The sequence below is a fragment of the Dysgonomonas sp. ZJ279 genome (genome assembly GCF_011039205.1).
Taxonomy (GTDB): domain Bacteria; phylum Bacteroidota; class Bacteroidia; order Bacteroidales; family Dysgonomonadaceae; genus Dysgonomonas.
The window spans coordinates 326249-349771 of record NZ_JAAKEL010000002.1 but is presented as its reverse complement, the minus strand read 5'-3'; the positions used below and the strand labels follow the sequence as shown (position 1 = coordinate 349771).

Genomic DNA, 23523 nt, shown 5'->3' with positions numbered 1-23523 from the left:
TTTTATATTAAGTAAAGAATATATTAACACTATACATCTGATTAACAATATAATATTAAGATATCTAATATTTTAGAAATTAAACATATCTTTCATACCAAGAAATCCTTTCTTACCATTTGTAAATTCGGCTGCTAAAACTGCTCCCAAAGCAAGCCCCTTACGGTTTTTAGAATCGTGCTCAATAGTTATTACATCAGCCTCCGATTCATATATAACGGTATGTATACCAGGAACTTCACCCTCTCTCATACAATGAATAGATATATCCGTTGGTTTTTCTTCCACCTCAAGATTCCATCTGTCTTTTCTATCGAAGTTTTCGATTATTCCTTCAGCCAAAGTAATAGCAGTACCACTAGGTGCATCCAGTTTATGAATGTGATGCGTTTCCTCCATTCTAACATCATAATCAGGATATCGGTTCATTATTTTAGCCAGATATTTATTCACAGCAAAAAATATATTTACACCCAAACTATAATTCGATGCGTAGAAAAATGTTTTACCATCTTCTGCACAAGCTTTTTTCATTTCCTCAAGATGCTCGAGCCAGCCGGTCGTACCTGCTACTACAGGAACATTAGCCGCAAAACATTTTCTATAATTATCTACAGCTGTATCAGGCGTAGAAAATTCGATCGCTACATCCGCACTTTTGAAAGCAGGAGAATCGAAGTCCGCTACATTACCCATATCTATTATCGAAACAATTGTATGACCTCTTTCGATTGCAATTTTTTCAATCTCGTGACCCATCTTTCCGTACCCAATAAGTGCTATTTTCATCTTGACATAAAATTTATATTTCTAAACAGTGCAAATATACATAAAAACTTATCTTTTTTAGAATAGATAGTACCTCTCTACGCATAAAAATAATTAATGTAATGAGAGCAGTACTATCCGATTAGATAAAGTAATAACTTTGTATTCACTATATTTGTCGTCCACTTATAAAATAAAATCACATGGTAACATTAGAAATTTGTTCAAATTCGGTGCAGTCATCGATAGAAGCCCAACGAGGAGGAGCCGTAAGAGTCGAATTATGCGATAATTTGGCTGAAGGAGGTACAACACCTGCCCTATCTCAAATAGAATTATCAAGACAATACATTGATATACAGTTAAATGTGATAATAAGACCACGTGGTGGAGACTTTCTGTACAATGATCTTGAGTTCGAAATAATGAAAAGAGATGTACATCATTGTGGTTTATCAAAATGTGACGGAGTAGTTATCGGTATGTTAAATGCTGACGGTTCCATCGACAAAAACAGAAATGCGGAATTAATACAAATCGCAAGAAAGTACAGGATGAGTGTTACCTTTCATCGGGCATTCGACCGATGTGCCGATTTATTCCAATCGCTCGAAGATATCATCGATTTAGGCTGCGACAGAATCCTCACTTCCGGCGGTAAAAAGACGGCTTTAGAAGGGAAAGAAATAATTAAGCAACTCATAGAAAAAGCCGGTGATCGCATTATAATTATGCCGGGTTCAGGTATTACAGAAAATAATATTTCAGAATTGGTAGAGGCCACAGGCTTAACCGAATTTCATGGCTCGTTCAGAAGCAAGTATAAAGGAGGAATGGAATTCGTAACTGAAGGTTTAGGGACACCAGATGAAGAGTATTCTATCTTACTTACTGATTACAAAAAAGTAGAACAAGCTATTGAAAATGCAAATAGAGATATTTGAAAAATAAATAAATTAACTTAAAGCCTCTCGGTCAACATATTTATTAATTAAAATACTACAAGTAAAAATATATAAAATAGTAACTTTGCACCTCCAATAAACCAAAGATATAGAATAAAAAGATGAACTTTAAATACGATGTTATTGTAGTTGGAGCAGGTCATGCCGGATGTGAGGCAGCAACAGCCGCCGCCAACATGGGATCAAGAACTCTCCTTATAACTATGGATATGAATAAGATTGCACAAATGAGTTGCAATCCGGCAGTCGGTGGAATTGCCAAAGGACAAATAGTAAGAGAAATAGATGCTATTGGAGGTCAAATGGGGATAGTTACCGATAAGACAGCTATCCAATTCAGAATGCTTAACCGATCGAAAGGACCAGCCATGTGGAGTCCACGAGCACAAAGCGACCGTGCACAATTCATACTGAAATGGAGGGAAATAGTTGAAAATACGGATAACCTATTTATCTGGCAAGACACGGTGAATTCGTTAGTCATAGAAGACAATGAAGTAAAAGGAGTAAAGACTGCAATGGGAGTTACTTTCACGGCCAAATCGGTCGTTCTCACGAATGGGACATTCCTGAATGGATTGATACATATAGGTAGTGTACAACTTGGAGGCGGTCGGGTTTCCGAACCAGCATCATTCGGTATCACAGAACAACTGAAAGAATTAGGCTTTACCACCGACAGAATGAAAACCGGAACACCTGCCAGAATAGACGGTAGAAGCGTCGATTTTAGTTTAATGGAAGAACAAAAAGGAGAAGAAGATTTTCATAAGTTCTCTTATCTTGATTTTGCTCCCCGCACATTAAAACAATTAAGTTGCTGGATTACCTACACTAATGAAGAAACGCATGCAGAATTACGCAATGGTTTAGATGAGTCTCCTTTATATAACGGACAGATAAAAAGTATCGGACCAAGATACTGCCCTAGTATAGAAACTAAGATTGTAACTTTTGCCGAAAAAACAGCACACCAATTGTTTCTGGAACCAGAAGGTGAAAACACTCAAGAATATTATTTAAATGGGTTTTCATCCTCTCTCCCACTCCACATACAAATCGAAGCTCTGCAAAAAGTACCTGCATTTAGAAACATACACATATATAGACCAGGGTATGCAATCGAATATGATTTCTTCGATCCAAGACAATTGAAACATACATTGGAAACTAAGCTTGTAAAAAATCTATTTTTCGCAGGACAAATAAATGGAACTACAGGATATGAGGAAGCCGGAGGGCAAGGACTAATCGCAGGTATAAATGCACACATCAACACACACGGTGGAAACGAGTATACATTACAAAGAGACGAAGCTTATATAGGTGTATTAATTGACGATCTTGTTACAAAAGGAGTTGATGAACCATATCGTATGTTTACCTCTAGGGCTGAATATAGAATACTACTTAGGCAAGATGATGCAGATGCACGCCTAACTGAGAAAGCCTACAATATAGGTCTGGCAAAAAGAGAACGTATGGATCTGCTCAAAGAGAAAAAAGGAGAGATAAACAGACTTGTAGAATTTGCTACTAACTATTCTTTGAAACCCGGATATATAAATGAAGGCTTAATTGCATTAGGAACCTCCCCTCTCAAACATGGGCTTAAACTAAAAGATGTAATAACAAGACCACAAATATCCATTAACAATATAGCAGAATATGTGCCGGCTTTCAAAGAAGAGCTTGATAAAATTCCGAATAGAAAAGAAGAGATAATAGAAGCTACGGAGATTATTATAAAGTATGACGGTTATATAAAGAGAGAGCAAATAATAGCAGATAAGATAAGCCGCCTTGAAAACATAAAAATAAAAGGCAAATTAAATTACGAAAACATATTATCTTTATCTACGGAGGCTAGACAAAAGCTCAAAAATATAGATCCGGAAACTATTGCACAAGCAAGCAGAATACCCGGAGTTTCGCCAAATGATATCTCTATTTTACTTATTCTTTTAGGGCGATAAAATAAATGTTCCACGTGAAACAGCGTGAAACAAAGAAAATAAAAATTCAGAAAAAGAATCGAAAACGCACAAAATAAAAATGATGTTTCACGTGGAACATAAACTAAAAAGCAGAAATGACAGTAGAAGAAAAAGAGTCTAAAATTGAAAAACTGAGAAGAACAGTAAGAAACATTCCAGACTTTCCAATCGAAGGAATTCAATTTAAAGATGTGACTCCCCTATTTAAAACCAAAGAATCTTTATTCGATCTTACAGAGGTATTACTTGATGAATATAGAAACAAAGGAATAACTAAAGTAGTCGGGATAGAATCCAGAGGTTTTATAATGGGTCCCATTATGGCACTCGAATTAGGAGCCGGATTTGTACCAATTCGCAAACCCGGAAAATTACCTGCTGAAGTCTTCGAAGAACTGTACGAAAAAGAATATGGTGAGGATAGCATACAAATTCACAAAGATGCATTGACCAGTGAAGATGTAATACTTCTTCACGATGATCTCCTTGCTACCGGCGGAACAATGCTTGCAGCATATAGGCTTGTAAAAAGAATGGGCGTAAAAAAGATATATGTTAATTTTATTATAGAGCTCGAGGAATTAGCAGGCAGAGAAGTATTTCCCGAAGAGATAGAAGTAAAAGCATTGCTAAAATATTCTATTTAAATAATTTTGGTTATTTAAATCAAAATAGTATATTTATTTAATAGAAATTTCTTAGCATAAAATTATTTCGGATGAAAGAATACCTAAAAAATATAATACAAAATATTCCCGAAAAGCCTGGTTGCTATCAATATTTTGATGACAAAGGGACTATTATATATGTAGGTAAAGCAAAAAATCTCAAGAAGAGAGTATCATCCTATTTCACTAAGAGTCACGATAATAGCACAAAGACCAGAGTCTTAGTAAGTAAGATCAGGGATATAAAATACATCATTGTAGATACTGAAGAAGATACTTTTCTTCTCGAGAATAATTTAATAAAAGAATTACAACCAAGGTATAATGTCTTACTGAAGGATGACAAAACGTATGCATCTATTGTTATCCGAAACGAATATTTTCCAAGAGTAGAACAAACAAGAAATCTTGTAAAAGACAATTCATTATATTTTGGCCCCTACCCTAGTGGAAATGCAATAAAAGTATTACTCGAAACAATTCACAAAATATATCCGATCCGTACATGCTCGCTAAGTCTGACACCCGAAAATATAGCCTCCGGAAAATATAAAGTTTGTCTTGAGTATCATATAAAAAGATGTATGGGCCCTTGTGAAGGACTACAATCTTTAGAGGATTATCATAAAAGTATAGAAGCAATAAAAGGCATCTTGCGTGGAGATACCAATTCTGTTAGCGAAGGTATCTACAATGAAATGATCAAACTATCTGATAATCAAAACTTTGAAGAGGCACACAAGCTAAAGGAAAAATACATGCTCATAGAGAGCTTCAAAAGTAAATCGACCGTAGTTAGCAGCATTAAATATAATATAGATGTTTACAGCTACGACGAAGATGATAACTCTGCATATATCAACTACTTAAGTGTACATAACGGTGCTATCATACAGGCATATACGTTCGAATACAGAAAAAGAATGGAAGAAGCTAAAGAAGAATTGCTCGGATTGGGTATTCTTGAAATGCAAAATCGATTCGGTGCAAAAGCAAAAGAAATTGTAGTACCCTTCTATCCCGATCTCATTCTTAGCGGTGTGGAATTTACGATTCCTCAACGAGGTGATAAAGCCAAGCTACTCGGCCTCTCAATTAAAAATGTGAAACAATATAAACTTGATAAACTAAAGAAAGCAGAAACACTAAATCCTGAACAGCGAAATACACGCATTCTCAAAAATATACAAAAAGATCTCAACCTAAAAGAATTACCGACACATATAGAATGTTTCGATAACTCGAATATACAGGGAACAAATCCAGTATCGGCATGTGTTGTTTTCAAAATGGGAAAACCGTCCAAGAGAGATTACCGCCATTTTAATGTAAAGACAGTAGAAGGTCCTGACGATTTTTCGACAATGCGCGAAGTTATATACAGACGCTATCACAGGCTACTAGAAGAGAAAACTCCCCTACCCCAACTCATTGTAATAGATGGAGGAAAGGGGCAACTAAGTGCAGCATGCGAATCTCTCAAAGCTCTTGGTATATATGGAAAAGTTGCGATTGTGGGTATTGCTAAACGACTCGAAGAAATATATTATCCCGAAGACTCTGTTCCTTTGTATCTCGACAAAAATTCAGAATCTCTAAAGGTAATTCAATACCTTAGGGATGAAGCACATAGGTTCGGAATTACCTTCCATAGAAACAAAAGAAGTAAAGCTCAGGTAAAATCGGAACTAGACAATATTAAAGGTATCGGTGACGAAACCAAACGGATACTCCTAAAACATTTCAAAAGTGTAAAACGAATAAAAATGGCTCCACAGGCAGAAGTAGAAGCAATTGTGGGCGTTTTCAGAGCCAAACTTTTAAAAGATTATTTTGAACAAAAATAAGCTATAGTCTGTTATATAATAGATAGTAAGTACACATACTATTTAGTGTGCTTTCCTAAAATATAAAAGACTAAAACACTAATTAAATTGTTCAAATTATGAAAAATGGCTTATTAAGTTCAGTAAAACAAGCAGTTAAATACTGGTGGGTATCACTCCTAATAGGCGCATTAGCTGTAATACTAGGTATATGGTGTATAGCAGCACCTAACACAACTCTTATTGCTTTATCCGCAGTATTTGTTGCCGGCTTCATCGTCAGTGGTATATTTGAAATTTCTTTTGCAATATCAAACAGAAACAGCCTGAATGGATGGGGTTGGACACTGGCAAGCGGATTTATAGACCTGCTCTTCGGGTTTTTACTAATTGCACTTCCCGTACAAAGTATTGCCGTTCTGATATTCTTTATCGGATTCTGGATAATGTTCCAATCCGTATGGGGAATCGGCGCCGCTATAGAACTACAACGCCACGGAGCTAAAAATTGGGGATGGGCGCTTGTATTAGCAATAATAGGGCTGTTGCTATCATTCGTATTGATTGTAAATCCCATATTTGCAAGCGGATTTATAGTTGGCTTAACAGCTATAACCTTTATATGCTACGGACTCCTCAGAATATTCTATGCATTCAAATTAAAAGCATTGGGAGGAGAAATAGAGGAAGTAGAAAAAATATTAGAAGATAAATAAACTCCATAATTAAAAGTTAGGAGGAAATTGTTTACAAATAAATACCTAATTTTAAGGTCGCATATCAACTTTGATATGCGACCTTTATTTTTAAGATATACGTAATGAGAATACTTATACAACGGGTTAAAAAAGCATCGGTAACAATAGATAATACGATAAAAGGAGAGATAGGAAAAGGATTATTAATCTTTGTTGGAATAGAAGATAGTGATAATCAGGAAGATATAGAATGGCTTTGCAACAAAGCAATTAATCTTCGTATCTTTGATGATGAAAAGGGAATTATGAATTTGCCAATAACTGATATAGATGGCGAAATATTGGTCATATCGCAATTTACACTGCATGCTTCGACCAAGAAGGGCAACCGCCCATCTTATATTCGTGCATCTAAACCTGATATTGCGATTCCTCTTTACAACGAGTTTTGCGACAACCTCCAAAAGCTATTGAACAAACAGGTACAGACAGGTATTTTCGGTGCAGACATGCAAGTGGAGTTAATAAACGATGGTCCGGTAACTATCTGGATCGATTCTAAAAACAAAGAATAAATGACAATAGAAGAAGCTCAACAAGAAGTAGACAACTGGATACAAACTATTGGTGTCCGCTACTTTAATGAATTGACCAATATGGCTATCCTTACCGAAGAAGTAGGAGAACTAGCTCGCATAATGGCCCGAACTTATGGTGACCAGTCATTCAAAAAATCAGACTTGGCAAAAGATTTAGGGGACGAGATGGCCGATGTACTCTGGGTACTGATCTGCATAGCCAATCAGACAGGAATAAACCTCACAGAAGCCTTCAAAAAGAATATGGAGAAAAAAACAAACAGGGATAAAGACAGACATATAAATAACGAAAAACTAAAATAAAATGGCCGAAACAAATAAATATCTCGACGCGCTGAATAAGTATAAAACTGACATCAAAGATGAAGACATAACAGCTACTGTGAACGAGATAATCAGCAAAAAATTTGCAGCTAATAATACAAAAGAAGCATATAAACGTATCTATTCATGCATTGATCTCACATCGCTGAATGCTACCGATACACGTGAAGATATATGGAACTTTACCGAAAAAGTAAACGATTTCGATGGTTCATCCGATACACCGAATGTAGCAGCAATATGCGTATACCCTAACTTTGCCGAAGTGGTAAAAGAAGCATTGATAGCCGATGTGAAAATCGCTGCTGTTGCTGGAGGCTTCCCTTCATCTCAGACCTTTACCGAAATAAAGGTAGCCGAAGCTGCTCTTGCAGTAGCAGCAGGAGCCGACGAAATAGATATAGTGCTTAATTTAGGATACTTTCTTGAGGAAAATTACGAAGAACTTTCGGAGGAAATAAGTGAAATAAAAGATACATGCCGCGATGCTAAACTGAAAGTAATCCTCGAAACAGGAGCTCTCAAATCGGCCTCGAATATAATGAAAGCCTCTATCCTATCGCTTTATTCGGGAGCAGATTTTATAAAGACTTCTACAGGCAAAGGATATGAAGGAGCTTCACTAGAAGCAGCTTATGTAATGTGTACAGCTATTAAAGAATACGAAACTAAAACAGGCATAAAATCGGGTTTTAAAGCTTCCGGTGGTATTTCTACGACAGAAGAGGCCGTAAAGTATTATACAATAGTAAAAGAGGTGCTAGGCGACGAGTATTTGTCTAATGAATATTTCCGTATCGGTGCAAGCCGTTTGGCCGGTAACCTGATCAATAGTATAAAATAATTATCACCAACTATTATTAATAAAGAAAATGGAGAACAGCTATCTGTTCTCCATTTTTATTTTCAAATTTAGATCTTCTTTATGATCTCCTGCATAATAAATGCCATCTTCGGCTGAGCTATTTTAGCTGCCTCCTGGACATCTTCGTGTGTACATTCGACTATCTTACCTATTACACCCAAATCGGTGATTATAGAGAATGCCAGCACCTTCATTTTAGCATGATTAGCTACGATAACTTCCGGTACTGTAGACATACCGACTGCATCCCCTCCTATTATACGGAAATAATTGTATTCGGAAGGTGTTTCGAATGTAGGACCTTGCGTACCTATATAAACTCCATGCTGCAATTTTATATTATTATCCTTGGCAACTTGCATTGCCATCAAACGAAGTTCTTTATTGTAAGCCTCACTCATATCGGGAAAGCGGACTCCTAATTCTTTATAATTTTTGCCATGGAGCGGGTGTTCCGGAAACAGATTTATATGATCGTCGATAAGCATAATATCACCTATATCGAAACTACCATTCATTCCACCAGCTGCATTCGAAACAAATAGATATTCTATACCCAATGCCTGAAATACGCGGATAGGAAAAGTAACTTCTTTCATATTATAACCTTCGTAAAAATGAAAGCGTCCTTGCATTGCAATAACGTCTTTACCACCCAGTTTTCCGAAAATCAACTTACCACTATGCCCCTCTACTGTCGATAGAGGAAAGTTTGGTATCTGTTCGTATGGGATTTCTTTTTTATCACTTATTTCATGTGCAAGCTCACCCAATCCGGTGCCTAAAATGATAGCTATATTAGGAATAACTTCTACTTTATCTTTTATAAAATGCGCGGTTTCCTGTATTTTCTTTAACATGCTTATATATTTTGTCTTTAAATTGTTGTTTACTCTCCTCATCCGAAAAAACAACTTCGATAGGAAGATAGTAAAACGAAGATTTTAATTGCTCGTCAATATCATCTCGCAATACTAGTCGAGCAGCATCTTTTTCTGTTACTAATATAATCTTATTTACCGATTGTATAGCCTCGAATTTATTTGCTATATCCTTAATATCTCTTGCCTTGAAAGCATGATGATCGGGATAGATCATTGCTTCTACTTTATTGGTATACTCCGATAGTTTTTCAATTATCATTTTAGGCGAGGCTATTCCTGTAACCAATAATATATCTTTATCATCCAGATAATCCAAATCAATCTCCTGTTCGTTCTCACTAAATACCGGCTTAAGGTTCTGATAATTAAAGCTGGTAAAGAAAAGGCTCTGATAAGGGAATGTATTTATATTATGCGATATAATGCGGTATTCTATGGGTTGCAATTTCTGAGGGCATTTTGTTACAATCACCATACTGGCCTTACGAACATGCATTGCTGATTCCCGTAATCTGCCGGCAGGAAGCAATTTATCTTCATAAATGGGTCTGTTATAATCGGAAAGGATAATAGTGTAAGACGGCTTCACATAACGATGTTGAAAAGCATCGTCTAACAAGATAACCTGCGGAGGTTTTTCTAGTGCAAGCAATTCATTAATACCCCTTCTCCTATTTCCATCCACAGCTATAATAGCATTCGGATATTTCTGTTTGATCTGGAAAGACTCATCACCTATTTCCAAACTGGTAGACTCACTTGTAGCTAATACAAATCCCTTTGTTTTTCGCTTATAACCACGACTCAATACTGCTACACGATATTTATCCTGAAGTATTTCTATCAAATATTCGGTGTGTGGCGTTTTTCCTGTACCACCCGCCGTAATATTTCCTATACAAATAACAGGAATATCAAATTCTTCGTACTTCAGTATTTTCCAATCGAATAACTTATTCCGAAAAAACACAATAAGCCCGTACAACCATGAAAACGGCAATAACCATTTATTAATGCGTACGGGTGGATTTGTAATCATTATATATTTATTTTATTTGAAAGTCGTAAGGTAAACGGGCTTGTATAAAATCCTGTTCTTTAATTTCTTTCATTAGTTTAAATAGCTCGTAATCGACACCTAAATATTCCTTCATGGCACGAGTGGTCATTTCTTCTTTCTGATCGGAAAATAAAGCCTCAAAGAAATCTACTTTTACAGGGAAACCTGACAGCGCATAATCTTCTAATTCAGCCAATTTTGCAGCTTCTTTTATAGCAACATCTATTCCACCAAGAGCATCCACAAGTCCAATTTTAAGAGCTTGATTTCCTGTCCATACACGCCCCTGAGCTATATTATCTAAAGAATCTTTCGGAATACCACGACCTTCAGAACAACGAGTAAGAAATAAATCATACCCTTTTTCTACGAAATTTTGAAGCATTACCTTTTCATCGTCTCTCATTGGGCGAGTGATATCACCAAAATCCGAGAATTTATTTGTTTTCACATTATCAAATGTAAGACCTACTTTCTTTGTCAGCCCTTCTGCATTCGGAAACATACCGAATATACCTATCGACCCTGTTAATGTATTTGGTTGAGCTATAATTTTAGAAGCATTACAAGAGATATAGTATCCGCCCGATGCAGCAAGATCTCCCATAGAAACTACTACCGGTTTCTTTGCTTTAAGATCGGTAATAGCTTTCCATATTTGTTCCGATGCGTAAGCACTACCTCCCGGAGAGTTGACACGTAAAACAACGGCTTTTACTTTATCGTTATCTTTTAATTTTTCTATTTCTCTTACATATCTTCTATCGGTAATACCATCTCTCGACGTGCCTACATTGATAGTACCTTCTGCATATAATACAGCAATTATATCATCCGATTTATCTTTCTTAAGAAACGATACAGACGACATATTCTTAACAGAAGCCAATCGTAAATCTTCTTTCTTTTCTACACCGGCAAGTGTTTGAATATATTGTCTTGCCTCAGTTTCATACATTAAAGTATCTATCAAACGATCTTGTACATTAACCACAGGATCGCGAAATAATGGCATCGAATCAGTAAGAATATTCAATTTATCTACCGATATATTTCTTGATACGGATATTTCAGAAAGAATGGTCGACCATGAATCACCCATAAAAGAAGATACTTGTTCTCTGTTAGCATCACTCATCTTGTCAAGAATAAACGGTTCTACTGCCGATTTGAAAGTACCTACTTTGAAAATCTGCATTTCTATACCTAATTTTTCCAATAGTCCTTTGTAGAACATAGGTGAAGAAGAATAACCATGTAAATCCAGATTTCCCTGAGGATTGAGGATTACTTTATCGGCTGCTGTAGATAGATAGTAACAACCTTGTGTATACACATCAGCATAAGCAACTAGGAATTTTCCGCTTTCTTTATAATCGACCAACTGATCTCTTATTTCCTTAAGCGAAGCACCCGATGCTGCAAAAGCTCCGGCATTGATATAAATACCTTTAATTTTATCGTTCTCCTTTGCTTTTTTAATAGACGAAAGAATATCATCAAGTCCCATCTGATCGTTTTGACTTATACCAAACAACTCATAAAGAGGATTCGGATTCGATCTATCGGATAAAGTTCCCTCAAGTCTAATAGTTAAGACTGTATTATCTTTCAAATTATACTGCTGATCCGAACTGAGTATCATAGCAGCAAGTCCTGCAAAAAGCATAAAAAAGAAAAGTCCTAAGACTACAAAGCATCCCAACATAGATGCTAACACATTTTTAAAAAATCCTTTCATAATTCGATTTTCAATTATATTTAACAAAAATATATATTTATCTAACAATATGCTATTTAATAGAGTACATAATCACATTGGTTACCTATATATAACAGTTTTTTACAAAATAGCTGATAAAGTTTGTATCTTTAGGTTATAAGCCCCTTTAAACTCTACTTTTCACAATCAACAAAACAGTGTTGATAACCTGTTAATAAGTGTTGATATATTTTTCAAACAATAACCATTGCTTTTCCAAACTAAAGAACATATATGAAATTAGTCGCAGATGATAACTAAAAAATCACAGCTATTTATCATTCGTATTTGAAAGGGTTATTAACATCAATAGTGAATAATTACAAAAAATAGTTATTAACAAAAATAGTTATTAACAGTATTTTAATAAAGTTCACAATCTCCTTTATATAAATAAATTGGCTGCTTTTATCATTGTTAATAACTAAGATTTGTATGTAAACAGACATTTAAGAACGATATATACAAGTAATATACAAAAAAAGGATAAACACAATTAACAGCCTATAAATACAAGTATGATTTTTTTGAAAAGGAATTAAATAAAAACCTTATTATATATATGTTTTAATAACATTGATTTGAAATCAGATTTAAGTTTCAGAATTAATTCACTTTGTCATAAAATTCAAATAGAAAAGTGTTATTTTTATTCTCTCTTATAAAAGTGGTTATATGTAAACTATATAGCTGTTGATTATCAAATATTTAAATTCAATACACATGAAAAAATCAGTATTTATTTTGTCTTTCTTATTTGCTATGAATATCTATCTTAATGCCCAAAGTCTTAGTGAAGCACCTAATTTTGATAAATATGCCAAGGCTAACAGTGAATTAGCTTCGCCTCAACAGGGTGAGAAAAGAGTTGTGTTTATAGGTAATTCTATTACTGAAGGTTGGGTAAATATGCGACCTGATTTCTTTACCGCTAATAACTATATAGGAAGAGGGATCGGTGGACAGACTAGTCCTCAATTATTGCTTCGTTTTCGTCAGGATGTAGTAGATCTTCAGCCTACAGCAGTTATTATTAACATAGGAACAAACGATATAGCTGAAAATACAGGTAAATATAATCCTGTATATACTTTCGACAATATTAAGTCAATGGCTGAAATTGCTAAAGCTAATGGTATAAAAGTAATTTTATCGTCTGTTCTTCCTGTAGGAGAATACCCATGGAGAACCGAGATTAAAAATGTACCTCAAACAATAGATGCACTGAATGCTAATATTAAGGCATATGCCGAAGCTAATGGTTTCGATTATATAGATTATAACATAGAGATGCGTGATGCTAATGGGGCTATGATAGAAGGTTACGGTTCGGATGGTGTACATCCTACAATACGAGGATATGAAGTAATGGAAGTGATAGCTAAGAAAGTAATAGATAAGGTAATTGAATGATTGATACTAACCCATATATTTATATGCTCCTGTTTTCTGATATGTAAATTGTGTGAAATAAGATATTAATTTTATTTGACTGATCAGTTTTGTAATTTATAACAAATAATGAATCAACCTAAAGTAAGTATTATTGTTCCTGTTCATAATGCCGGGCATTATTTTGAAAAATGTTTGGCTTCTTTGGTTAATCAGACAATCGAAGAAATTGAAATTATTCTTGTTCTCGATTGTCCTTCAGACGGTAGCGATAAAGTTGCTGAAACGTTTGCTGCAAAGGATAATCGCATAAAGCTAATATATAACGAGGAAAATTTACATACAGGATTGAGCCGAAATAAAGGAATGAAAATGGCTCGGGGAAAGTACATAGGTTTTCATGATCATGATGATTATAGTGAACCTACGATGTACGAATTATTGTATAAAAAGGCTGAACAAGAAGAACTTGATGTTGTTAGATGTAATTTCACTTGTGTTTATGTGAAGGCTTCGGGATCTGAAAATATCGACGAACAATACAAATATCCCGATATTTCGACAGATGCTTCAAACAAAGAATGGATATATGAGAATGTTAGTAACGGTAATATTTCGTGTGTTATATGGAATCATATCTATAAAGCAGATTTTCTGACAGAGAATAATATACAATTCTTAGATTCGAGAAAGATATGCTCCGAAGATGGGATATTTTTTATTGAAGTTTATCGTAAACTTAATAATTTAGGCATAGTTTCAGATTATTTGTACCATCATGTTTTTCATTCAAATAATACGGGGAAAATATATGACTACCGATCGGTAAAGAATAGAATTTCATATTTTACAGAATTATATTTATTTCTGAATCAAAATGGAATTAGTGAAGATAAATGTCAATACTATTTGTCTAAAAATATTGTATGTTCCTTATATAGTGCTTCGAGGCAAGCTCTACTCTTGTTTCCATTACAAAAAGCGATTGCTGAAATACGATGTATAAGGGAAAGTGAACTGATGATGAAATGTATAAATTATCTATACAAAAAAGAGAATTTATCTACCCTATTCCATTTGAAACCCACTGTTATTATTTTTTCTTTTCTTGTAAAACTATTCAAATAGTATTTTTCTTTCAACTATCTCTTTTTGAGTAACAATTGTTACAGATTTTATCTTACCCTAATTTGTATTTTTGTACTTAATAATTTACAAATACAAATTCTTATGGAACAGTTACACGCACACGAAGTACTTCATATGATGGAAGGAAACAGCTATACAGAGTCTTCATTAAAAGAAGCTATTATTAAAAAGTTTGGAAAAGAGCAGCATTTTTATGCTTGTTCGGCCAAAGATATGGATGTGGATCAACTCATTATATTCTTAAAAAATAAAGGTAAATTTAAATCAACAGAGGAAGAAGGGTTTACTGTGGATATAAGTAAAGTATGTAATCATTAACGAGAATATTTTCGTCTTAATGTTTTCTTTTTTCGTTTTAGCAGGATTAGTTATTCATTTGAGAATGAAAATATCTATTTTCGTACATTGAGGAAGAAATAATTATTAATCCTCTAAATCAAGAATGAAAAATTTATCAAATATATATAGTCCTTATAAGTTTGTTCTTATAAGTATGATATGTGCATTATTTGTCATATATCCCGAAATAACCTGGATACCTTGGGAGTTGAGTAAACTGGAAGAGGCTAGATGAGTGAGTTATATAGCTTTTTTTGTTTTTCGCTATGCTTTTTACACAGCCTTGATCTTCTTATTGATAAAAATCAATTTACAAAAAATAAAGACTTCTTCTTTTAAGGTGCGTTTTGGGTATAATGCCCTGATTAGTATTGCTGCTTATGCTATTTACGGCGTGACGTCATTCTTAATCTATTCGATGGTTAGGCATTTTGGTAGTTTAATATTATTTCAATTTTTTATAATGTGCCTTTTAGGTACTTTTATAGGACACATTTTTTTGTTATATAAAGAACAAAGGAACAAAGAACAAGAAATAGAACAACTTAAAATTGAAAATTTGCAAAGCCGCTATGATGCACTTACAAATCAAATAAATCCGCATTTTTTCTTTAATTCATTAAATGGCTTGACTTCACTGATCCGCAAAAAGGACAATGAAGTAACACTTACCTATGTGAATAAGCTCTCAGACGTTTTCCGCTATATTTTGCAAAGTGATAAAAAAGGACTTGTGACCTTGGGCGAAGAACTGGAATTTGTAGATGCGTTTCGCTATATGATGGAAGTTCGTTTTGCAAATAAACTGGTATATCATATAGAGATAGATAAGGAAAAATTGTCGTATAAAATACCTGTTCTATCCATTCTTCCTCTTCTTGACAATATAGTTGTTCATAATATGATTGATAGCGATCATAAGATGGAAGTTACTATACGTCTGAATGAAGAACAAGAGCTGGTTATATCTAATCCTATATATTCTAAACTGTCATCGCCCATAACTAACGGTACAGGACTAAAGAATTTGGAAAAGCGATTTTCATTGCTGATGGATAAACGAATAAGAGTTGAAAATGATAGTATGATTTTCAGTGTATATTTACCACTAAAATAGCAGTATTATGAAAGTATTGATAGTAGAAGATGAAACAGCTGCTTACGAAAGCTTAGTGGAAATACTAAAGGATATTGATTCTTCTATAGAAGTCATAGGCAATACAGAAAGTGTTAGTCAAACTATTCATTTGTCAGACGGTTCTTCGTTTCTCATATTTGATGTTATAGAAGTAGAAACCCCCATTATTTTCACAACGGCTTATGATGAATACGCAATTGAAGCCTTTAAACTTAATAGTGTAGATTATTTGCTAAAGCCTATCAAGTCGGAAGAACTGGAGCGTGCTCTTAATAAATTTAAGAAATGGACTCAATCCGAAGTCGTTGAATATTTATCCAGATTAACACAACTAGCGCCAACATCACGATATAAAGACAAGTTTTTGATTCCAATAAAAGATAAGTTGCTCCCAATAAATTTACGGGAGGTTTCCTATTTTTATACAACAGATAAGAGTACCCATATTTACCTAAAAAACGGTCAATCCTATCCTTACGCTAAAACATTGGAACAAATATTTTTATCGTTGAATCCTGCAGATTTTTATCGTGCCAACAAACAGTATATCATAGCTCGTGAGAGTATTAAGGATATAACTATTTGGTTTGACAATCGCTTGCTTGTTACACTCGATATTGATGTTCCGGAACGCATTTATGTCAGTAAAAATAAAGCTGCAGATTTTAAAGTATGGATAGTAAATGAATAAATAAGTGTGTCACATCCTCATAAAATAAGAGTCCTTTTTCGTGTTAAGTATTAATCTTTTCGTGTTAATCTGCCCTTTAATACAAATACTAGATATTTATTAAATCTTTGTGAAAATCAAGAATTATAAATATTAAGTATATTCTTTATGCAAACAATAAACTTGAGTAACGAGGCAACTAAAACTAGAAGGATTACAGTAATAGATGCACTAAGGGGATTCGCTCTGCTTGGTGTTATACTTATGCACATGTTGCAGCGCTTCGGTATATTTTCTGGTGTGAGACCTGACGAGTCTTTGTTTCCTATGTTGGACGAAGCTATTCAATGGCTTTCACAAAACGTTATAATGGGGAGGTTTATTAATATTTTCGCCTGTCTGTTTGGATTGAGCTTCTTTATACAGATGGATAGCGCTGCAAAAAAAGGAATTGATTTTCGTAAACGCTTCTTATGGCGGATGGCTATACTTTTTGTTATAGGTGTGATTGGAAACTGTTTTTTTACTGCTGATATTTTATCTATATATGCAGTATTCGGAATTATAATGGTCTTCCTTTTCCCATTAAAAAATTGGATATTGATACTTATTGCCAGTTTACTACTATTGGGTGCTCCCCGAGCATTAATGACAGGTTACGACCGTATTGTAAAAACAGAACAAGTATCGGAAACGAGCCAACCTGCACGACGACCTGCAATGTCTAACACAGCAAAGCCTTCGTTTATTAATTCGGCTAAAGAAAACTTAACTTTCAAACTACAAGGAAAGCTAAACTACCAGTTCGGGATGTATGGACGTGGATATATCACATTGGCACTTTTTATACTGGGTTTAGTTATAGGTCGTTTGCGCTTCTTCGAAGATGTTCAGACCAAGCAGAAAAGAAATATAATCCTCTTTTTCGGATTTGCGCTTTCATCCGCAGTAATTAGTTTGATACTCAATTTAATTCCGCAGGAGCCACTTAATTTCAGAATGCTTATGACGCCTGGCTTTGATATATCTTTTGCGCTGCTTGCAGTTACAGCTCTAAACGATATTCAGATTGTGATATTTTCAGGAGCCTTAGCCCTTGGATTTATTGTCCTTTATCAGATCAAAAGCATTGGAAAATATTTGAATGTGCTAACTCCTTATGGACGTATGGGGCTGACAAACTATGAGATGCAAGGTATATTGGGTGCTTTTATATTTTCGGCGTGGGGATTTGGTGCAATCTTTGGTACTTGGGGTACAACAGAAGTATTTGCACTGGGATTGGTAGTATACGCTATACAAATTATAATAAGCCATTATTGGTTGAAAAAGTTTCGTTATGGACCATTGGAGTGGTTGTGGCGATCCGGTACTTATCTTAAGTGGCAACCATTGCGTAAAGCATAGTTTGTAAAACAAGGCAGAAACAAACTAAAACAGAGAGGGCACTTCTTCTTGAAATTGATGACAATGAATTATTCTCTTGCTCCTCTCTGTTTTATGTATATGTAATGAAAATAATATATGGATAATTAATTCACGTTATATCAGACACTACACATTTACTGAATTAAGTAATTTATTTTATCTTTAAAGAATAAAATAATATGTGTACAAATATGAACAAAATAGCACTTACGTTTTTGGTTGCATTTTTTAGCACATTTGGATTTGCTCAGTCTCCGGACGAGCAGATTGGCAATTGTCTGAACACGTCAGATTTTTTTCTTTTGGAAGAAATTTATCCGACAATTAAAAATGATGTACAGATTCCAGTACTGAATACTTTTGCAGAGTCTCTGCTTTATGCTGCGTTCAATAACCCTGAACAAGCAGTGTCGGCTATAGACTCTCTGATAGCTAAGTATCAGGGAGAAATAGGGCTCGAAAATGTAAGAAATATGCTTATTAACCAATGTTGGATGCTTTTTCGTAAAGGTGAATATCAGGATGGATATAATCGTCTGAAAAGTTTTATCGAACAACTTGAGCCTCATATGCCGGTTGAATTTCTTGCCGGTTCTAAAGCAAATCTAAGGCTATATAAAGCATTCTTAGATGAAAGCAAGCCTCGGCTTGATCGTCCTAACGTGGATTGTGTGATCCCGATGGAGATAGATACTATAAGAATAAAGGGAAATGAAGATGATACACTCAGGTATTCTACACTCATGTTTGTGCCGGTCGTTGTTAACGGTCAACAAGAACGTTTTATTTTCGATACGGGATGTGGCGGAGGTATTTTTTTATCTCAGGAGTACGCGAACCGTTTAGGAGCCAGAATTAAGATGGATTCGTTATCAATATCGGGTTCAGGAGGGCATAGCTCCGGACAAATGGCAATTATCGACAGTATACAAGTGGGTAATATGATATTCAAAAACGTGACAGCAACTATTATGATGCCTAATCTTCAAGTGGATACTTTGTATAAAGTAGATGCGGTACTGGGTGTTGATATTATGGATTATGCAGGCGAAGTACAGATATTTCCAAACGAAAAGAAGATAGTCTTTCCCATAAATAAAACTTCCCTGCCGGCTACAGGAAAAAATATGATGCGGATGCTTGGCGGGGATGCCTTCTTTTTGAAAGCCTATTCCGGTGATGAAAGATTAACTATGCTATTCGATACAGGCGATGTTTATTCTCACTTCAACGAAAAATATTACAATGTGCACAAAGAATATGTAAATATCAATGGATTGAAGGAAAGCAAAATAAGCGGAGGATTCGAAGGAACTAAACAAACAGAATTTTACAGTCTTCCTTCTTTTTCTCTAAAAATAGGAAATAAACAATTTGAAATTAAACATATGATTGTAGGCAGTAACCCTGAGGCAACTAGTCAGCAGTTTGGATTTGGTGCGCTGGGTATGGCATTTATTAACGCTTTTGACAAGGTGACCATCAGTTTTGATGAGATGTTTGTTGAAGTAGAATAAAATTTATTAGTTATGCGAATCAGTATTAATTCTTAGTAGAAAAGTTACATTCATAAATAGGGTAAAAAGTGTTACTTTTGTTACCTTTTAACATATTTTTGCAGACTGGGAAGTACAAATAATAAATGATTGACCACTTATTAGTTATACCACATAACTAAAAAAGTCCTATCTTTGCACCTCAAAATAAATAACTAGAATAATATAATGGCATTACAATGTGGTATAGTAGGGCTTCCAAATGTAGGAAAATCTACACTTTTCAACTGTTTATCGAACGCTAAAGCACAATCGGCAAACTTCCCTTTCTGCACAATAGAACCCAATGTTGGTGTGATTACTGTTCCCGACGAGCGTTTGAACAAATTGGCGGAAATAGTAAAACCAAACCGTATTGTACCTACCACAGTAGAAATAGTAGATATAGCCGGACTTGTAAAAGGTGCCAGCAAAGGTGAAGGACTTGGGAATAAATTTCTTGCCAACATACGTGAAACGGATGCGATTCTGCATGTATTACGTTGTTTCGACGACGATAATATTACACACGTAGATGGTAGTATAAACCCGGTTCGTGACAAAGAAATTATTGATACCGAACTTCAACTTAAAGACCTTGAAACAGTACAAGCACGCATTCAGAAAGTAGAGAAGCAAGCTAAAACAGGTGGCGACAAGGATGCTAAACGCATGTATGACATACTTCTACAATTCAAAGAAGTATTGTTACAAGGTAAATCGGCACGTACTGTGACATTCGATAATAAAGAAGACGAGAAGGCAGCTAAGGAGCTTTATTTGCTTACTTACAAGCCTGTGCTATACGTTTGTAACGTAGACGAATCAAATGCTGTTACAGGTAATAAATATGTAGAAGAGGTACGCGAAGCTATAAAAGACGAAAATGCTGAAATAATAATAGTAGCTGCTAAGATAGAATCGGAAATAGCCGAATTTGAAACTTACGAAGAGCGCGAAATGTTCCTATCTGAAATAGGACTTCAAGAGTCGGGTGTAGCTCGACTTATCAAATCCGCTTATAAATTACTTGATTTACAGACTTACTTTACATGTGGTGTGCAGGAAGTGCGTGCATGGACATTCCTTCGCGGATCGAAAGCTCCTCAATGTGCTGCTGTAATACATACCGATTTCGAAAAAGGATTTATCCGTGCCGAGGTTATTAAATACGAAGACTTTATTACATTAGGTTCGGAGGCTGCTGTAAAAGAAGCCGGTAAAATGAATGTAGAAGGTAAGGAATATGTAGCTCAGGATGGTGATATAATGCATTTCAGATTTAATGTATAAATGATTTTTTCGGCTTCTGAAAAAGATTATCCCATACTTATAGATATTTGGGCAAGTGCAGTTTCGGCAACTCACGATTTTCTGAGTAAAGAAGATTTTGAGTATTACAAATCGCGCCTGCCTTTTTATTTCACACAGGTATCTTTATTTGTTTTCAGAGATGAAAATTCAGATATAAAGGGATTTCTAGGCGTATCGGACGATAATATAGAAATGCTTTTTGTTCATAACTGCTTCAGAGGATTGGGAATAGGAAAAAAATTACTTACTTTTGCAACTGAAAATTTGAATCTGCGTAAAGTAGATGTAAATGAAGAAAATAAACAAGCTTTAGAATTCTATACTTATTTTGGTTTTAAACAAATAAATAGATCGGCACACGATTCTGAAGGTAAAAATTATCCCTTGATACACTTAATATTATAATTATACTTTGATACTAAACAAATAAAACTTATGAAAAAGATTCTTCTTACCCTAACACTTGTTATGTCGTGTTGTTTTGTTGCGAATGCTCAATTCGGCAAAGTGAAAATTAACAGCAAACAGATTGAAGCAGCTACCAAAACGGCTAAGGCACTTACACTTACAGATGCAGAAATGGCAGCATACTGCCAAGAATATATCGACTGGGTAGATGCTCATAATCCTTTATGTAAAGTAACTGATACTGATCCCGGTAAAAAGGCATGTGCCGAACGTCTTGAAAAAATAATATCGACTGCCCCTGATGTGAAAGAATTAAATCTTGATATACAGGCATTTTATGTAGTAGATCAAAATGCTTTTGCTTGTGCAAATGGTAGTATCCGTGTCTTTGCAGGACTAATGGAACTAATGACAGACGATGAGATATTAGGTATTATCGGTCATGAAGTAGGACATATCGTAAATAAAGACTCTAAAGACGCATTTAAAAACGCCCTGCTTACTTCGGCTCTTAAAGATGCAGTAGGTTCTACAAGTGGAACAGCGGCGGCTCTTACCGACTCTCAATTAGGTGCATTAGGAGAATCATTAGCAGGGGCTACCTATTCTCAAAAGCAAGAATATGCAGCTGATGATTATGGGTATGAGTTTTTGAAAAGATCGGGAAAAGATCCTCAAAGTATGGCTTCGGCTTTGCGTGTGATCCAAAAATTGCAAGATGATGCAGGTGCGGACAAAAGTAAAGTGAATCAATTATTTTCCAGCCATCCGGACAGTGCGAAGAGAGCTGAGAAATTAGATCAAAAATACGGAAAAGAGAAAAAATAAGGTAATTGTCTTATTTTTGGAAAGAGAGACTAACAAAAGTCTCTCTTTTTTGTTCTTGTAAAATAAAAATGTATTACTTTGCATAGAAATTATACCGGGGAACATAAATAACTAAAATAAATATAATGGCGGAAAGTAAAATTACAACCATATTGCTTGGTTTGGATGGTGTTGTTGTAGATACAGAAAGCTACTACGATAAATTTTGGAATCAGATTGCACTTGACAACGGATTAAAAATAGATAATTTCTCTGCTGTAATAAAGGGGATGACAATAAATTCTATTATAGAACTTTATTTCGCTATTTCTACACCCGAAGAAAAGCAAGCTATCAGAAAAGCATCTTCCGAAATGGAGCAATCTATCCCATACAAAGACATAATGACTCCGGGTCTTATCGATTTTATTAAATATATCAAAAAATCAAATTATAAGCTTGGCCTAGTTACAAGCTCACCCACAAGTAAAGTAGGTGCTGTATTGAATGAACTATCGTTGAACGGTGGTGTATTCGATACCATTATCACTTCCGATTCTATAAAAAGAGGTAAACCTGATCCTATGGGTTATGTATTGGCTAGCACAAATTTGGGAGTTCATCCTAGCGAATGTGCTGTTTTCGAAGATTCATTTACAGGAATTAAAGCTGCTACATATGCTTTTATGCGTGTAATAGGTATATCCACTACCCTATCGGCAGACTTTTTGAAGGATTATTCTTATGGAGTTATAGAAGACTTCAAAGATTTGGAAAAAGTGAAAGCACTTTTAGTATAAAATCTGATACTATCATATACATCGTGAAAGAGTACCGTTTATCGGTGCTCTTTTTTTATTAAGTTAGCAAGTTCGGAAAAGTACTTGTGCCATGAGATCTCTAATTTTGTGATGAAATATTATAGAA

General features: G+C 34.8%; 22 protein-coding genes and 1 pseudogene. 19 read left to right on the top strand and 4 right to left on the bottom strand.

The genetic code is table 11. The features are described 5' to 3' along the window. Window positions 1-72 precede the first annotated feature (72 nt). Window positions 73-789, bottom strand: coding sequence for a 4-hydroxy-tetrahydrodipicolinate reductase (gene dapB, locus G7Y57_RS05335; RefSeq protein ID WP_165021160.1), 717 nt, complete (start codon window positions 787-789; stop codon window positions 73-75). Between the two features lie 182 nt (window positions 790-971). Between dapB and G7Y57_RS05330 the strand changes: the two genes are divergently transcribed. The 8 genes from G7Y57_RS05330 (at window position 972) to deoC (ending at window position 8689) form a co-directional block, all read left to right on the top strand. After that, a complete protein-coding gene (locus G7Y57_RS05330) occupies window positions 972-1712 on the top strand; it encodes a copper homeostasis protein CutC (RefSeq protein WP_165021159.1) in 741 nt (246 codons plus the stop codon). A 122-nt stretch (window positions 1713-1834) separates the two neighbouring features. Beyond that, a complete protein-coding gene (mnmG, locus tag G7Y57_RS05325) occupies window positions 1835-3709 on the top strand; it encodes a tRNA uridine-5-carboxymethylaminomethyl(34) synthesis enzyme MnmG (RefSeq protein WP_165021158.1) in 1875 nt (624 codons plus the stop codon). A gap of 116 nt (window positions 3710-3825) precedes the next feature. Next, on the top strand, window positions 3826-4377 hold the full coding sequence (locus G7Y57_RS05320) for an adenine phosphoribosyltransferase (RefSeq protein WP_165021157.1): 552 nt from the start codon (window positions 3826-3828) through the stop codon (window positions 4375-4377). Window positions 4378-4448: 71 nt separating this feature from the next. Next, window positions 4449-6245: an excinuclease ABC subunit UvrC gene (gene uvrC, locus G7Y57_RS05315; RefSeq protein ID WP_165021156.1), complete on the top strand. Its 1797-nt coding sequence runs from the start codon at window positions 4449-4451 to the stop codon at window positions 6243-6245. 98 nt (window positions 6246-6343) lie between these two features. Continuing rightward, a complete protein-coding gene (locus G7Y57_RS05310) occupies window positions 6344-6940 on the top strand; it encodes an HdeD family acid-resistance protein (RefSeq protein WP_165021155.1) in 597 nt (198 codons plus the stop codon). A 104-nt stretch (window positions 6941-7044) separates the two neighbouring features. Then, window positions 7045-7497, top strand: a complete 453-nt coding sequence (gene dtd, locus G7Y57_RS05305) for a D-aminoacyl-tRNA deacylase (protein WP_165021154.1) — start codon at window positions 7045-7047, stop codon at window positions 7495-7497. Beyond that, window positions 7498-7824: a nucleotide pyrophosphohydrolase gene (locus tag G7Y57_RS05300; RefSeq protein ID WP_165021153.1), complete on the top strand. Its 327-nt coding sequence runs from the start codon at window positions 7498-7500 to the stop codon at window positions 7822-7824. Between the two features lies 1 nt (window position 7825). After that, complete coding sequence (deoC, locus tag G7Y57_RS05295; RefSeq protein WP_165021152.1) at window positions 7826-8689, top strand: deoxyribose-phosphate aldolase; 864 nt, start codon at window positions 7826-7828, stop codon at window positions 8687-8689. 68 nt (window positions 8690-8757) lie between these two features. Here deoC and G7Y57_RS05290 read toward each other — a convergent pair whose 3' ends face one another. The 3 genes from G7Y57_RS05290 to sppA are packed head-to-tail and all read right to left on the bottom strand — an operon-like array spanning window position 8758 to window position 12395. Next, window positions 8758-9570 (bottom strand): purine-nucleoside phosphorylase, encoded by an 813-nt coding sequence (locus G7Y57_RS05290; protein ID WP_165021151.1) that lies wholly within the window; start codon window positions 9568-9570, stop codon window positions 8758-8760. Next, the gene (gene lpxK / locus G7Y57_RS05285) at window positions 9527-10633 is read right to left on the bottom strand and encodes a tetraacyldisaccharide 4'-kinase (RefSeq protein ID WP_165021150.1); all 1107 of its coding nucleotides are present in this window, start codon (window positions 10631-10633) and stop codon (window positions 9527-9529) included. Before lpxK ends, G7Y57_RS05290 begins: the two co-directional genes overlap by 44 nt. Before the next feature lie 7 nt (window positions 10634-10640). Beyond that, window positions 10641-12395 (bottom strand): signal peptide peptidase SppA, encoded by a 1755-nt coding sequence (gene sppA / locus G7Y57_RS05280; RefSeq protein WP_165021149.1) that lies wholly within the window; start codon window positions 12393-12395, stop codon window positions 10641-10643. A 744-nt stretch (window positions 12396-13139) separates the two neighbouring features. Between sppA and G7Y57_RS05275 the strand changes: the two genes are divergently transcribed. The 11 genes and pseudogenes from G7Y57_RS05275 to G7Y57_RS05225 all read left to right on the top strand — a co-directional run bounded on the left by G7Y57_RS05275 (window position 13140) and on the right by G7Y57_RS05225 (window position 23396). Beyond that, complete coding sequence (locus G7Y57_RS05275) at window positions 13140-13829, top strand: SGNH/GDSL hydrolase family protein (protein WP_165021148.1); 690 nt, start codon at window positions 13140-13142, stop codon at window positions 13827-13829. 108 nt (window positions 13830-13937) lie between these two features. After that, window positions 13938-14936, top strand: a complete 999-nt coding sequence (locus G7Y57_RS05270; protein ID WP_165021147.1) for a glycosyltransferase — start codon at window positions 13938-13940, stop codon at window positions 14934-14936. A 102-nt stretch (window positions 14937-15038) separates the two neighbouring features. Then, complete coding sequence (locus G7Y57_RS05265; RefSeq protein WP_165021146.1) at window positions 15039-15275, top strand: YecH family metal-binding protein; 237 nt, start codon at window positions 15039-15041, stop codon at window positions 15273-15275. A gap of 124 nt (window positions 15276-15399) precedes the next feature. Continuing rightward, a pseudogene (locus G7Y57_RS05260) lies at window positions 15400-16413 on the top strand (sensor histidine kinase). A gap of 7 nt (window positions 16414-16420) precedes the next feature. Next, window positions 16421-17125: a LytR/AlgR family response regulator transcription factor gene (locus G7Y57_RS05255; protein WP_165021145.1), complete on the top strand. Its 705-nt coding sequence runs from the start codon at window positions 16421-16423 to the stop codon at window positions 17123-17125. A 147-nt stretch (window positions 17126-17272) separates the two neighbouring features. Further along, a complete protein-coding gene (locus G7Y57_RS05250; RefSeq protein WP_165021144.1) occupies window positions 17273-18511 on the top strand; it encodes a DUF418 domain-containing protein in 1239 nt (412 codons plus the stop codon). A gap of 212 nt (window positions 18512-18723) precedes the next feature. Further along, the gene (locus tag G7Y57_RS05245; RefSeq protein WP_165021143.1) at window positions 18724-20049 is read left to right on the top strand and encodes a retropepsin-like aspartic protease; all 1326 of its coding nucleotides are present in this window, start codon (window positions 18724-18726) and stop codon (window positions 20047-20049) included. Between the two features lie 207 nt (window positions 20050-20256). Further along, window positions 20257-21360, top strand: coding sequence for a redox-regulated ATPase YchF (ychF, locus tag G7Y57_RS05240; RefSeq protein WP_165021142.1), 1104 nt, complete (start codon window positions 20257-20259; stop codon window positions 21358-21360). Beyond that, window positions 21361-21786, top strand: coding sequence for a GNAT family N-acetyltransferase (locus G7Y57_RS05235; RefSeq protein ID WP_165021141.1), 426 nt, complete (start codon window positions 21361-21363; stop codon window positions 21784-21786). A 30-nt stretch (window positions 21787-21816) separates the two neighbouring features. Continuing rightward, the gene (locus tag G7Y57_RS05230) at window positions 21817-22617 is read left to right on the top strand and encodes a M48 family metallopeptidase (protein WP_165021140.1); all 801 of its coding nucleotides are present in this window, start codon (window positions 21817-21819) and stop codon (window positions 22615-22617) included. A gap of 125 nt (window positions 22618-22742) precedes the next feature. Further along, window positions 22743-23396, top strand: a complete 654-nt coding sequence (locus G7Y57_RS05225) for an HAD family hydrolase (RefSeq protein ID WP_165021139.1) — start codon at window positions 22743-22745, stop codon at window positions 23394-23396. Window positions 23397-23523 lie beyond the last annotated feature (127 nt).